Source organism: Actinomyces oris, from assembly GCF_001929375.1.
GTDB classification, from domain to species: Bacteria; Actinomycetota; Actinomycetes; order Actinomycetales; family Actinomycetaceae; genus Actinomyces; species Actinomyces oris_B.
In genome coordinates this window covers 59062-72461 of the sequence record NZ_MSGO01000030.1, presented here as the reverse complement: position 1 = coordinate 72461, position 13400 = coordinate 59062, and the positions used below count along the sequence as shown (strand labels likewise).

11 protein-coding genes are annotated in these 13400 nt (G+C 73.2%); 9 read left to right on the top strand and 2 right to left on the bottom strand.

What is annotated here, in order from left to right; genetic code table 11:
* On the bottom strand, window positions 1-445 hold a 445-nt coding region (locus tag BKH32_RS07030; protein ID WP_256691267.1), incomplete at its 3' end, for an ABC transporter ATP-binding protein.
* Window positions 446-817: 372 nt separating this feature from the next.
* Between BKH32_RS07030 and folP the strand changes: the two genes are divergently transcribed.
* From folP to BKH32_RS07005, 5 genes are read left to right on the top strand one after another with little or no spacing between them, the layout of a single operon-like run.
* Window positions 818-1714: a dihydropteroate synthase gene (folP, locus tag BKH32_RS07025; RefSeq protein WP_075249272.1), complete on the top strand. Its 897-nt coding sequence runs from the start codon at window positions 818-820 to the stop codon at window positions 1712-1714.
* Window positions 1711-4437, top strand: a complete 2727-nt coding sequence (folK, locus tag BKH32_RS07020) for a 2-amino-4-hydroxy-6-hydroxymethyldihydropteridine diphosphokinase (protein WP_075249271.1) — start codon at window positions 1711-1713, stop codon at window positions 4435-4437. The genes folP and folK overlap by 4 nt, the downstream gene beginning before the upstream one ends.
* A complete protein-coding gene (locus BKH32_RS07015) occupies window positions 4437-4937 on the top strand; it encodes a DUF3180 domain-containing protein (RefSeq protein WP_075249270.1) in 501 nt (166 codons plus the stop codon). Before folK ends, BKH32_RS07015 begins: the two co-directional genes overlap by 1 nt.
* Complete coding sequence (locus tag BKH32_RS07010) at window positions 4934-5512, top strand: PH domain-containing protein (protein ID WP_075249269.1); 579 nt, start codon at window positions 4934-4936, stop codon at window positions 5510-5512. The genes BKH32_RS07015 and BKH32_RS07010 overlap by 4 nt, the downstream gene beginning before the upstream one ends.
* Window positions 5509-7275 (top strand): PH domain-containing protein, encoded by a 1767-nt coding sequence (locus tag BKH32_RS07005; protein WP_075249268.1) that lies wholly within the window; start codon window positions 5509-5511, stop codon window positions 7273-7275. Before BKH32_RS07010 ends, BKH32_RS07005 begins: the two co-directional genes overlap by 4 nt.
* Before the next feature lie 13 nt (window positions 7276-7288).
* Here the strand turns inward: BKH32_RS07005 and BKH32_RS07000 are convergent, their stop codons facing one another.
* On the bottom strand, window positions 7289-8263 hold the full coding sequence (locus BKH32_RS07000; protein ID WP_075249267.1) for a Rossmann-like and DUF2520 domain-containing protein: 975 nt from the start codon (window positions 8261-8263) through the stop codon (window positions 7289-7291).
* Window positions 8264-8518: 255 nt separating this feature from the next.
* On the opposite strand from BKH32_RS07000, the gene panC reads away from it, so the two are divergent.
* The 4 genes from panC to lysS all read left to right on the top strand — a co-directional run bounded on the left by panC (window position 8519) and on the right by lysS (window position 13320).
* Window positions 8519-9529 carry a pantoate--beta-alanine ligase gene (gene panC / locus BKH32_RS06995; protein WP_075249266.1) on the top strand — a complete coding sequence of 337 codons (1011 nt, stop codon included), beginning with the start codon at window positions 8519-8521 and terminating at the stop codon, window positions 9527-9529.
* Window positions 9530-9812: 283 nt separating this feature from the next.
* The gene (panD, locus tag BKH32_RS06990; protein ID WP_075249265.1) at window positions 9813-10268 is read left to right on the top strand and encodes an aspartate 1-decarboxylase; all 456 of its coding nucleotides are present in this window, start codon (window positions 9813-9815) and stop codon (window positions 10266-10268) included.
* Between the two features lie 84 nt (window positions 10269-10352).
* Window positions 10353-11549: a hypothetical protein gene (locus tag BKH32_RS06985; RefSeq protein ID WP_075249264.1), complete on the top strand. Its 1197-nt coding sequence runs from the start codon at window positions 10353-10355 to the stop codon at window positions 11547-11549.
* 103 nt (window positions 11550-11652) lie between these two features.
* Complete coding sequence (lysS, locus tag BKH32_RS06980; protein WP_075249263.1) at window positions 11653-13320, top strand: lysine--tRNA ligase; 1668 nt, start codon at window positions 11653-11655, stop codon at window positions 13318-13320.
* Window positions 13321-13400: the final 80 nt, after the last annotated feature.

Below are 13400 nucleotides of genomic sequence, written 5' to 3'. Positions count from 1 at the left end.
GGAGGATGTTCTCCTCGGCGGTCAGGGTGGGTAGGAGGTTGAAGGACTGGAAGATGAAGCCGAGCTGGTCGCGGCGTATGGTGGTGAGCTGTTTGTCCTTCATGCCTGACAGGTCCTGTCCGGCGATGAAGACGCTGCCGGAGGTGGGGGTGTCCAGGCCGGCTAGGCAGTGCAGGAGTGTGGACTTGCCTGAGCCGGAGGGGCCCATGATGGCTGCGAACTCTCCTTCGGTGATGGTGAGGCTGACCGTGTCCAGGGCGACGACCTGGGCCTCGCCCTCGCCGTAGACCTTACGCAGAGCACGGGCCTCAACCACCCGCGTTGGTGCGGTGCCAGCGGGAGTGGTGGGCGCCGTCGGCGCCCCCGGGGCTACAGGCACCGCCTGGGGAACCGGCGCGGGATGACCGGGATCGCCGAAGAAAGACGGCTGGGGCGGGTGTGTCATCTCATGACCCTTCTCGGTGGCCGGCGCGTGCGGTGTGGCGGAGCCGGTCACTGGCATCGTGCTGCGCCCCGGACCGCCCTGGTGAGGTGAATGAAGCCTAATGATGGCATCATCGCGCCGGAATGCGTCGAAGGGATGGACTGTGGCCAGCGTCTCCGCCTTTCGAGGGAGGTCCGCTGCCGCCTGCAGTGGTGTGGCCCCCAGTCACTTCGACCAAAACTTCATAGAAGACGCGGAGCCGTGTCGTTTTTGAAGTTTTGGTCGAAGTTGGGCACCCTGACCCCGCCAGATCGTGTCCCGGCTCTCAGTGTGAGGCGGGTTGAAGATGTTTCGGTCCTCCCGCTGCGGCGGGCCAACCGTTAGCCTGGCCCCGTGACGATTCTTCCCGCCGCCGCCCCGGCCCCCCTGCCGGGGTGGGTGCCCCGCGACCGGACGCTCCTCATGGGCGTCCTCAACGTCACCCCTGACTCCTTCTCCGACGGCGGCCGCTGGGCCGACCCCGAGACGGCCGTCGCCCACGCCCGCGAGCTCATCGCCCAGGGCGCCGACATCATCGACGTCGGCGGGGAGTCCACCCGCCCCGGCGCCCAGAGGGTCGACGTCGACACCGAGATCTCCCGGGTCCTGCCCGTGGTGCGTGTCCTCCTCGCCGACGGGGCCGGCGCTGCCGACGGGACAAGCCCCGACAGCGGCGCCATCATCTCGGTGGACACCATCCACGCCGCCACCGCCGAGGCCGCCATCGACGCCGGCGCCCACATCATCAACGACGTCTCCGGGGGCCTGGCCGACCCCGCCATGCACGGCCTCATCGCCCGCACCGGCGTCGTCTACGTCTGCCAGCACTGGCGCGGCGACCCCGAGACCATGGACCGGCTCACCGACTACCCCGGCGGCGTCGTCGCCGGGGTCGAGGCCGAGCTGCGCGAGCGCCTGGGCGAGCTGGACGACGCCGGGGTGGACCGCGCCCAGGTGGTCCTGGACCCCGGCCTCGGCTTCGCCAAGACCCACGCCCAGTCCTGGGAGCTGCTGGCGGCCACCTCCCGCCTCATCACCGACCTGGGCCGGCCCCTCCTGGTCGGCTCCTCCCGCAAGCGCTTCCTCGCCCAGGCCGCCGAGGCCGAGGCCACCCCCGTCCAGCGTGACGCCGTCACCGCCGCCACCACCGCCCTGGCCGCCGCCGCAGGCGCCTGGGCCGTCAGAGTCCACGAGGTCCCGGCCAACCGGGCCGCCGTCCGCACCGCCTCCCTCTGGAAGGAACACCAGTGAGCACCACCGTCTCCGCGACTACCGACCGGATCAGCCTCATCGGCCTGTCCGCCCGCGGCCACCACGGCGTCCTGCCCTTCGAACGCGAGGAGGGCCAGCTCTTCACGGTCGACGTCATCCTCGACCTGGGGCAGCGCGGCACCGCCGTGGCCGCCGTCACCGACTCGGTGACCGACGCCGTCGACTACTCCCGCGTGGCCAACGGCATCGTGAGCATCATCGAGGGGGAACCGGTCAACCTCATCGAGTCCCTGGCGGACCGGATCGCCGAGCGGGTCCTGTCCTTCCCCCGCGTCGTGGCCGCCGAGATCACCGTGCACAAGCCCGAGGCCCCCCTCGACGTCGCCTTCGAGGACGTCTCGGTGACCATCCACCGGGTGGCCGACGCCGCAGCGGGCCACGGCGGGGCCCCCGCCACCAGCCAGGCCGCCTGGGCCGCGCAGGCCGAGGCGCCGGTGGCCGTGTCCGCCCAGCCCTACGCCTCCCCCTCCCCGGTGGCCGCCGCCTCACCGGCGGCGCCCTCCTACGAGCCCCCCGCCGCCCCCGAGGCCCCCCTCGTCTCGGAGGCCCCGGACTTCTCGGGCGCCTCCTTCCCGGGAGGCGACGCAGCCGCAGCCGCCGCTCCGGTGGCGTCGATCTCCGAGCCTCCCATCACCCCGACGCCCTCGCCGGCCTCGCCCATGGAGGCGCCGGCCCGCTCGCCCTTCGCGGCCGCCGCGCCCTCCGTCCCCACGCCGATGCCGGTCGAGCCCAGTGCTCCCGGCGGGGGCGGCGAGTCGACCCAGCCGTGGGCGCCGGACTGGGCCGCCGACGGCGAGGACTCCTCCGTCTCATCGGCCCCCTCCTGGGCTCCCGAGGCTCCCCAGGCCCCGGAGGCCTCCAGCCCGTCCTCCAGTGAGACGGCCGGTTCCTACGCCGCGTCGAGTGCGCTGGATGCTCCCTCGACCAGTGCCCCCACTGCGGCCTCTGCCGGCAGGACCGCCGCCGGCGCTGACGGATTCGTGAGCCTGGCGGCCGAGGCACTGGGGGCGGTGCCCGCCGTCACCGCTGCGGACTCCGGTGTCCCCGGCTACGCCGAGGAGGTGGCTGCCGAAGCCTCCGCAGGAGCCTTGTCCGAGCCGGCCGCCGGCGACCTCGCCGTCCAGCTGCCCCGCGAAGGCCGCCACCTGGCCTCCTCCGAGGAGGGCGAGGAGCAGCCCTCCCCCGCCGTCGAGAGCTCCGCGGACCTTCTGAACGGGCCCGTCGCCTTCGATGAGTCCAGCTCCTACAGCGGGGCCACCGCCGGCCAGGCCGGTGACACCGGGGCCGCCGCCCCCGAGGCGGCGGCCGCCGACGCGGCCGGCTTTCCCCTCCCCCCGCTGGGCGCCGACGCCTCCGGCTCCGGAACCGCCCCCGCCGACGGCTTCATTGACGCATCCTCCGTCCCGGCCTCCCAGCCGCAGGGTGAGCCCGGGCCCAGCCCCTTCACCGTCCCCGGCGAGCTCCCCGGGGCCGAGAGCCAGGAGGCAGTGGCACCGGCCTACTCCGGGCCCTCCTACTCCCAGCCCCCCGCCCCCGAGGACTTCTCCCAACCCGCTGACGGCTCCTACGCCGTGCCGTCGGCGCAGCCCGACTTCCTGGGGGCAGCCGCCCCCGGTGCCGCACCGGCTCCCGCCGCGCCTGAGGCCCCGGCGGCGCCCGCCGCTCCAGCCGACCCGCTCTCCGAGCGGCCCACCCGCCCCGTCGGCGTCGTCTTCGGCCTGGGCGCCAACGTCGGCGGAGTCGTGGACTCCCTGCGCACGGCCGTCCAGAGCCTCAGGGCCACTGAGGGCATCGAGGTCACGCAGGTGGCGCCACTGGCCCGCACGCTCGCCGTCGTCGCCGAGGGCGCCGAGCCCCAGCCCGACTACCTCAACACGGTGGTCACCGCCATGACGACCCTCTCCCCGCGAGAGCTGCTCGAGGTCTGCCAGACCCTGGAGATCGCGGCCGGGCGCGTGCGCACCGAGCCGTGGGGCGTGCGCACCCTGGACGTCGACCTGATCGACGTCGAGGGCGTCACCTCCTCCGACCCGCTCCTGTCCCTGCCGCACCCGCGCGCCGCTGAGCGCGCCTTCGTCCTGGTGCCGTGGAGCCAGGCCGACCCCTTCGCCGAGCTGGCCGGGCACTCCGTGTCCGAGCTCGCCGAGAACGCCCCCGACCGCAACGGCCTGCGCTGGCTGGCCTTCGACTGGCTCGACTCCGAGGCCCTGCCGGACAAGCCCACCGGCCCCTACGTGGAGCCCCCGGTGGAGCACGACGCCGCAGGCTCCGAGTCCGGGCTGGTCTACGACGCCACCCGCGACGAGTCCTCCATGGCCGACGCCTCCCCGGCCGCCGACTACGCCGGTGGCCTCCCCGAGGCCTCATCGCCCGCCCCGGAGCCCGCCGCCCCCGCGCCGCCCCTCGACGAGCCGGCGCCGTTCGAGTCCTCCCCCTTCGGGCAGTCGCCCTTCGACGCCTCCAACGAGGCCAGCTCCTGGGCCGAGCAGGCCCCGCAGATCGACTCGCCCTACCAGACGGCCTCGGCCCCTGAGGCGGCCGGGCCGCAGGGCGCCTACGCCCCCGGTCGCACGGTCGGCCCGGAGGAGCTCCCCGGCGCCCAGCAGGATGACGCCGCCGGGGGCGCCTGGAGATCCCCGCTCCAGTGGAACGACGTCATCGGTGGTGGCGCCCAGGGGACAGGTCCCCGCCAGGACGCCTGATGCGGCGCACCCGCTGGACCAGTGCCGTCACCTGGTTCATCGCCGCCGCAGTGACCTCCTGGGTGGCCGGTGACCTCCTGCTGCGCCACGTCGGCTGGGTCCCGGTCCTCTCCCCCTGGGGGGCGGTGACCGCGCTGGTCATCGCCGGCATCGTCCTGGTGGCCGGTCTGGCGGTCAGGCGCCTGCGGGCGCGCGAGCGCACCTGGATCACCCCGACCGGCGCCGCCACCACGGCGGCCGCCGCCCAGGCCTCAGCCATCGTGGGGGCGGTCCTGGGCGGCGTCTACGGCGGCGGGATCATCCTGGCGCTGGTGACGCCGCGCTCGCCGGCCATGACCCACCTGGCCTGGACCTCGACCGGGTGCCTCCTGGCCTGCCTCCTGTGGTGCGTCGTCGGCTTCGTCGTCGAGCAGTGGTGCTCCATCTCCAGTGACGGCGACGACGACGGCTCGGCCGGCCCCTCCGGGCGGGCCCCCGAAGGACCAGGAGCCCCCGCATGACCAGTTCCGACGCACGCCCTGACGCCACGCCCGGCGCCGACCCCGCCGTCCCGGCCCCCGACCGCGCCGGTGAGCCGGCTGCGCAACCAGCCGGCGCCGACCCCTTCGCCCCCGACGGCGTCGTCTTCCACCCGGTCTCCCGCCGCCTCATCACCGCCCGCATCCTGGGGGTCGGTCTCTTCTGCGCCGTCGTCAGCATCGGCTCCGCCGTCCCCGGGGTGCTCGTCTCCTCCGGATTCTTCATCCCGGCGGGGATTTTCGCGGCGCTGTTCATCTGGCAGCTCTGGCTCATTCCGCGCCAGGTGCGGGCCATGGGCTACGCCCTGGCGGACAACCACCTCCTGTGGCGCCACGGCGTCATGTTCCGCTCCATCACCGTCACCCCCTACGGGCGCATGCAGTTCGTGGACACCTCCCAGGGGCCCCTGGCCCGCTGGCTGGGCATCGCCGAGGTCAGGCTCCACACGGCCTCGGCCAGCACCGACGCCACGATCAACGGGCTGCCGGTGGCCGAGGCCGAGCGCCTGCGCCAGGTCCTGTCCCAGCGCGGCGAGGAGAGGATGGCCGGGCTGTGAGCCCCCAGAGTGACTTGAGCCGGGGAGGCGGTCCGCGGTCCGCCCGGCAGGCCGATGAGAGCTCCGAGCGGGAGGGCGAGTCGCCGGTCTCCCGGGACCTCCCCCTTCCCGAGAACGTCACCTGGCACCGGGTCAGCGCCATCACACCGTTGCTGGAGGGCTGGAAGATCGCCACCGGCGTCCTGGCCTTCGTCACGGTCAAGAACCTCGACGAGCTGGTGCGCGCCTACCGCTTCATCTCCGAGCACGGCTTCACCCTGGGAGGGGGGATCGGCTACTACCTGCTCGGCCTGGTCGCGCTCATCGCCTTGTGGGTGGGGCTCGGGCTGCTCAGCTGGTGGCTGCGCGCCTACGCCGTGGACGCCGACGGCGTCTACCTGCGCTCGGGCATCCTCAGCCGCAAGCTGCGCACGGCCCGTCTGCCGCGGATCCAGTCGGTCGACGTCGTCCACCCCCTGCTCGGGCGCATCTTCGGTCTGGGACAGCTGACCGTCGAGGTGGCCGGCGGCCGGGACTCGCGGGTCGTCATCGGATTCCTCACCACCCGCGAGCTTCAGGCCCTGCGCGACCGCATCCTCGACCTGGCCGCAGGACAGATCGACCTGCCCGACCCCGCCCCGGCGGAGGGCGCCGCCGGGGCGAGCTCAGCGGGCCGCGACACCGGCAGCATCGACGATGCCGCGTCCACCGCCCGGCCCGAGGGCCTCACGCCCGAAGGGGCCGCCGGCTCAAAGGCCGCCCCCGTGCAGCGCTCCACGCGCCTGCGGGCCTCCCACTTCCAGGAGCACCCGCTCTACAGCGTCGACGGCGCCACCCTCCTCGGGTCCCTGCTGCGCAGCGTTCCCCTCTACCTGGCTCTGCTCCTGCCCACCGCTTTGATCGTGGTCGGCATCATCGCCTACGCCGTCGGAGACCCGCCCAGCGGCGGAGTGCTCGCGCTCGCGACCACCTTCATCAGCGCGGTCGCCGGCGCGGTCTCCCTGGTGTGGTCCCGATTCAACAACGGCTGGAACTTCCAGGCCGCCGCCACCCCCAGCGGCATCCGCATGCGCTACGGGCTCACCTCCGACACCTCCCGCACGCTCCCGCCCGGGCGGGTCCACGGCGTCGGGATCGCTCAGCCGATCCTGTGGCGCGGCAAGGACTGGTGGAAGGTGAACGTCACCGTGGCCGGCCGCGAGGACCGGTCCCAGGAGGGGCAGAACCGGCAGACCAGCAACCTGCTGCTGCCCGTGGGGGTGCGCGACACCGCCCTGCGCGCGCTGTGGCTCGTGGTCCCCGACCTGGGCGTGCCCGACCCGGACAGGCTGCTCGCACAGGCCCTCACCGGCCGCGACGATGACGGCGTCGGCGACCCGCAGGCGCCGGCGGGCTCGGCTGAGCGCGGCTTCGTGCGCCTCAGCCGCCGCGGGAGGATCTTCCGCCCCCTGACCTGGCGGCGTGCGGCCATTGTCCTCACCGACACCTGCGTCATCATCCGCCACGGCCGCTGGCAGCGGAGAGTCGCCGTCTTCCCCTACGAGCGCATCCAGTCCCTGCGTGTGCGCCAGGGGCCGCTGGCGCGCCGGTGCAGTCTGGCCGCCCTCAGCCTCGACATGGTCGCCAGCGAGGTCCCCGCCTCGATCACCAACCTCGACGCCGCCGACGTCAAGGCCCTGGCGGTGCGGATCAGCGAGCGGGCGCTGCACCGCGCCCGTGCCGAGCAGCTCGACCGGTGGCTCGCGCGCGCCGTCGCCGCCACCCGGGCCGCGGAAGCCTCGTAGCCATCCCTCGAGGTCAGTCCCCGAGCCGCTCCGGGGCCAGGAGCTCGCGCAGGCGCAGGGCCTGCTCGGCGGCCAGGCGCCCGGTGGCCTCGCAGCGCTCGGTGGTGGCCGCGGCCAGCTGCCGGTAGGAGGCGACCACGTCGTCGAGCCTCCGCCCCTCGCCGTCGCGCAGCGAGGAGAGCGCCTCCAGGTGGGCGGCCACCGTTCCGGCGTCGCCCCGGGAGACCGGGCCGGTCAGGCCCGCCTCGCCCTCGTGCAGGGCCCGGTCCAGGGCCGCCGTGAGCAGAGGGCCGAGCGTGGCCGCACCGTCCTCGACCCCGGCGGCCGCCAGCACCCGCACGGCCTGCGTCACCACGGTCAGCAGGTGGTTGGCGCCGTGGGCGAGGGCCGCGTGGTAGGTCGGGCGCGCCGACTCCTCCAGGACGAAGGGCTCCCCGCCGAGCTCGACCACCAGCGCCTGCGCGATCGGCAGCACCGCGGCCGGCGCGGTCACGGCCATCGGGCAGCCGACGAGCCGGGCCACATCCGTGGAGAACCCGGAGAAGGTCATCGCCGGGTGGATCGCCAGCGGGATCGCCCCGCAGCGCTGAGCCGGCGCGAGCACGGCGGCCCCGTAGCGCCCGGAGGTGTGGGCCACCAGCTGGCCCGGCTGCCAGCGGCCCAGGTCCGCCAGGCCCCGGACGAGTGGCTCGAGGGCGTCGTCGGGGACGGCCAGCAGCACCAGCTCGGCGCGCTCAACGATCTCCTCGACCTCCAGGACCGGCACACCGGGCAGCAGCATCTCGGCGCGCTCGCGCGAGTCCTCCGAAACCGCGTGGACGCCGACGACCTGGTGCTCCACCGCCCGCAGCGCGCAGCCCAGGACCGCCCCGACGCGCCCGGCGGAGATGATGCCGACGCCCAGCCGGCCCGGCCTGCCCGGGGCGGCAGGGGCGGCAGGGACCCGGCCTGAGTGCTCGCTGCCGCCCGTGCCATCGATGTCGCTCATGCCCCGATGCTCTCATGCCCGCCACTCGCTGCGGCCTTGAGTGAACCATCGACGCGAATCTGTCAATTTTGGCGACTTTTCAACCGGCCGCAGGCGGCCCGTCGTTCAAGGCGACCCCTGTGACCTGCGGAAACGTGAATCGAGAGGACTGCGGTTCTCGGATTCGGTTCGGAAAAGTCGCCACCGTGGACACTTTCACCTTCCCGTGCCAGCTTGCGACCGGCGGATTCGGTACCGCCCAGTGGGGCGACTAGCGTGGGGCGCGTGAGCACTGAACCCGCACCGACGCCTGCCCGATCCGCCGGCGCCGCAACCGTCCTTGCCCGCAGCCGAGCCGACCTCGCCACCGCCCTGGCCGAGTCCCCCGACCCGCGGGCGGTCGTCATGACCATGGGCGCCCTCCACGAGGGCCACTTCGACCTCGTGCGTGAGGCCGCCCGGCGCGTCGGGCCGGCCGGCACCGTCGTGGTCACCATCTTCGTCAACCCCTTGCAGTTCGCCCCCACCGAGGACCTGGACTCCTACCCGCGTGACCTCGAGGGCGACCTGGCCGGACTCACCCGCACCCTCACCGGCGCCGACGGCACCCTCGGCGTGGGCCGGCTCATCGTCTTCGCCCCCACCCCGGAGGTCATCTACCCCTGCGGGCAGCCGGCGGTGCGCATCGACCCCGGCCCCATCGCCACCGTCCTGGAGGGCCGCACCCGCCCCACCCACTTCGCAGGCGTGTGCCAGGTGGTGCTCACCCTCATGCACCTGACCGCCCCGCGCTGGGCGCTGTTCGGCCGTAAGGACGCCCAGCAGCTGGCGATCATCGAGTCCATGGTGCGCGACCTCGCCGTCCCTCTGGAGATCGTGCCGGTCGACATCCGCCGCGAGAGCGACGGCCTGGCCATGAGCTCGCGCAACGCCTACCTCAGCCCCGGCCAGCGTCACCAGGCCCTGGCCCTGTCCCGCGCGCTCCAGGTCGGCCGGGACGCCGCCGCGCAGGCGACCGGCTCCGCCGCCCGCCCGGACCCCGCCGCCATCCGCCGGGCCTCCCTGGCGTCCCTGGAGGCGGCCGACGGCGTTGAGGTCGACTACGTGGCCCTCGTCGCCCCGGACAGCTTCGAGGACCTGGCAGGCGCCGGCCTCGGCCTGCCGCGCAGCGAGACTGCGGGGAAGGACGAGGGGGAGGGGCTGCCCGCCGTGGGCCTGCTGGCCGTCGCCGCCCGCGTGGGCACCACCCGTCTCATCGACAACACCCTCATCGACCTGCGCCCCTGAGCGCCCGGCTCGCCTGAGCGCTTGCGCGGGGCCGGGCGTCGCGAACCGGGCCGGCCCCGCGCGAGGACGCACATGAGTCCTCGAGGACGCACCCTTGAGGGACAGCCCCGGCGCCCTACGGTGCGTCCTCGGGAACCCGGCGGTCCGGCGCGGCTCCGCACGGCCCTGAGCGCCCCCGCGCAGGCCCGCCCTGAACGCACCAGTCAGGCCGGCTTGTCAGGTCGCTCACCCTGTGCCGCACCGTACAGTGCACCGTGCCCGGCGCCGTCTACGCTGTGCGGCGATGAGTTCCCGCACCCGGACGATGATGACGTCCAAGATCCACCGCGCCACCGTCACGCAGGCCGACCTCGACTACGTCGGCTCCATCACGGTGGACACCGCCCTGCTCGAGGCCGCCGACCTGCTGCCCGGCGAGCGCGTCGACGTCTGCAACTGCACCAACGGCAACCGCCTGTCCACCTACGTCATCCCCGGCGAGCGCGGCGCCGGCGAGATCTGCGTCAACGGCGCCGCCGCCCACCTGGTCAGCCCCGGCGACGTCGTCATCCTCATCGCCTACTCCCAGATGTCCGATGCCGAGGCCCGCACCTACCTGCCCCGGGTCGTCTTCGTCGACGCGGCCAACCGGGTCGTGGAGCGCGGCACCGACCCCGGCCAGATCCCGGCCGACTCCGATGTCGCCCGCCTCCAGGGGCTGCGACCCACCGGCATCCCCCTGGCCGATGCCCGCGCCTGACCGCTTCGCGGGCCGGGGCCGCCGCCCTACCAGGCCGCCCCGAACCGCCCCCGACACCACCGTGCTCCGATAAAGTCGGGAAGCATGCTGGGACAGATCGACGAGGACATCTACGAGCTCTACACCACCCGAGAGCTGACGATCGAGGGCGTGCGCACGGCGCTGCCGGGCCTCACCGTTGAGGGCAACGACGGGGACGGGACCCACCTCCGTCTCCGCGATGACCGCCTGCTGGTCCTCGAGTTGGAGGAGACCTCTCTGGACGTGCAGCTCGACTTCGTCGACTACGTCAAGGAGGTCTCCGGCTACCCCGATCTGCCCTACTGCTACCGGCTCACCTGGCCCAAGAGCTGGTTCCGAGGCGACTCGGCCAGGAAGAGGGCCCTGGCGCCGGCGCAGACCCTCGCCCGCTGGAACGACGGCGTCGTGGCCCTGTTCTTCGAGCACGTGGTGTGGCCGCAGGGAGCCTCGCCCGCGCCCGACTTCAATCCCGACGTCTATGAGAAGGACTGGGAGCGGCTCGATGAGGACCTCCAGGTGGTCAAGATGCGGGCCTATGTGCGCGAGTCCGTCTGCCCCGATCCGGTCGAGGCCTGGATGCGCGCCATCTGGCGGGTGGCTCCGCACTGGAGCCCCACCGAGTACACCGGACAGGCTCGCATGCTGCCACTGAGCGAGGCCACGATCGAGGCCGCCGATGATCGCAGGTACGTCGACGACGTCGGGGTCTTCCTGACCGGACCTGCGCCGATCAATACGGCGATATTCTTTGCCCGCGAGGAGGATCCTCATGGCATGTACATGGTTGAGTGGGCGGCCGGGCCGGTGCCCCTGAGCGTCGGTGACCTGGACCTCCTTCACGAGCTGCTGCTCGAGGCCTGCGACGAGCTCGGCGCCGACCTGGCCTGGGCGCAGGTCCTCGACAGATGGAAGTACTCCTACGACGGCGACGTCATGCCCGGCTACCTCAGAGCCGAGCAGCCCCAGTCCCTGGCCGCCGACGGCGTCATCCTGAGCGGACTTCCCTCCACCCCGGTCCCGTGGTGCTACCTCGGGCCCGACTACACCAGGCTGCTCTCCTCCTTCCTGACTCGCACACCGCCCCAGTGGGAGCAGCGCACCACGGCCCGCGGCACCGCCCTGCGCCTGAGCCGGCTTCCGGTCAAGGGCGAGGCCCTGGGCCCCACCTGGTTCCCGGCCGAGTACTGCGTGTCCGTGCGCCGCGGCAGGAAGGGAGAGGAAACGGTGACCGGGGCCGCCGTCGTGCCCACCTGGACCTGACCGGAGGAACCGCCACCCGGTGTGACCAGGATCGGAGGTGGTTCGGGCGTCGTCGGGGTTCAGGGGGCGGCCGGGGAGGGCGGGCGCCGTTAGACTCCTTCACGTGACAGACGAGAGCACCCCCAGCCCCGACCCGACCGCCACCGAAGCCGCCCAGTCGCCGAAGTCGGGCCAGCCCAAGCAGCCCAAGGCCGACCCGGGGCCGGGCGAGCAGTTCGAGGTCCGCGCCGGCAAGCGCGAGCGCCTGCGCAGCGAGGGCTGGGACCCCTACCCGGTCTCCGTGCCCGTCACCACCACCATCGCCGCCGTGCGCGAGGGATACGCCCACCTCGAGGCCGGGGAGGAGACCGACGTCGTCGTCGGCGTGGCCGGCCGCGTCGTCTTCCTGCGCAACACCGGCCGCCTGTGCTTCGTCACCCTCCAGGACGGGGCCGGCACCACCCTGCAGGCCATGCTCTCGGCCAAGGCCCTGCCCGCCGAGGGTCACACCGCGCTCGCGGCCTTCAAGGCCGACGTCGACCTGGGTGACCACCTCTTCGTCCACGGCCGCGTCATCTCCTCGCGCCGCGGCGAGCTGTCCGTCATGGCCGAGCCGGTCCTGCGCGAGGGCGCCGAGGCCGCCTCCGCCGGGGACGACGACGTCGAGGTCCCCGCCTGGCGGATCGCCTCCAAGGCGCTGCGCCCCCTGCCCAAGACCTGGACCAACGAGGCCGGCGAGGCGGTGACGCTCTCAGAGGAGCAGCGCGTGCGCCGTCGTGAGCTCGACCTGCTCACTCGGCCCGCCGCCCGCGACATGGTGCGCACCCGCGCCGCCGTCGTGCGCTCCATCCGCGAGAACTTCTTCCGCCGCGACTACCTGGAGCTGGAGACCCCCATGCTGCAGGTCATTCACGGCGGGGCGGCCGCGCGCCCGTTCATCACCCACATGAACGCCTTCGACATGGATCTCTACCTGCGCATCGCCACGGAGATCTACCTCAAGCGCGCCGTGGTCGGCGGTGTCGACCGCGTCTTCGAGATCAACCGCAACTTCCGCAACGAGGGCGCCGACTCCTCCCACTCCCCGGAGTTCACGGCCCTGGAGGCCTATGAGGCCTACTCCGACTACGACGGCATGGCCGAGCTGACCCGCAACCTCGTCCAGCAGGCGGCCCGCGACGCCTTCGACCTGCCCGAGGGCGGGGAGGTCGTCACGCTGGCCGACGGCACCGAGTACGACCTGTCCGGCGAGTGGGACAAGATCGACCTCTACACCTCGGTCTCGGAGGCCCTCGGTGAGGAGATCACTGTGGAGACCCCGCGCGAGCAGCTGGTCGCCCACGCCGAGAGGATCGGCCTGGAGATCGACGACTACGCCGTGGCCGGCAAGGTCGTCGAGGACATCTTCGAGGAGCTCGTCGGCAACAAGCTGTGGGCGCCCACCTTCGTCTACGACTTCCCCGAGGACACCTCGCCGCTGACCCGCTACCACCGCAGCAAGCCGGGCCTGACCGAGAAGTGGGACCTCTACGTGCGCGGCTTCGAGACCGCCACCGCCTACTCCGAGCTCGCCGACCCCGTGGTCCAGCGCGAGCGCTTCGAGGCCCAGGCCCTGGCAGCCGCCAAGGGCGACCCCGAGGCCATGATCCTGGACGAGGACTTCCTGGTGGCCATGGAGCAGGGCTTCCCACCCAGCGGCGGCATGGGCATGGGCATCGACCGCCTCCTCATGGTGCTCACCGGCCAGGGCATCCGCGAGACCATCACCTTCCCGCTGGTCAAGCGGGGCTGAGCCATCCTCGGCCGGCGCTTCGTCATGGCAGTCCCGCGGGCCTTGACCGTGGCGTTCGAATGGCGAGGTTGGAGCCGCGA

What these genes read in the sequence shown, in the direction of transcription:
- BKH32_RS07015 (WP_075249270.1), top strand. Translation starts at nt 4,437, where the DNA reads ATGCGGCGCACCCGCTGGACCAGTGCCGTCACCTGGTTCATCGCCGCC.
- BKH32_RS07010 (WP_075249269.1), top strand. Translation starts at nt 4,934, where the DNA reads ATGACCAGTTCCGACGCACGCCCTGACGCCACGCCCGGCGCCGACCCC.
- BKH32_RS07000 (WP_075249267.1), bottom strand. Translation starts at nt 8,263, where the DNA reads ATGAGCGACATCGATGGCACGGGCGGCAGCGAGCACTCAGGCCGGGTC.
- panD (WP_075249265.1), top strand. Translation starts at nt 9,813, where the DNA reads ATGAGTTCCCGCACCCGGACGATGATGACGTCCAAGATCCACCGCGCC.
- BKH32_RS06985 (WP_075249264.1), top strand. Translation starts at nt 10,353, where the DNA reads ATGCTGGGACAGATCGACGAGGACATCTACGAGCTCTACACCACCCGA.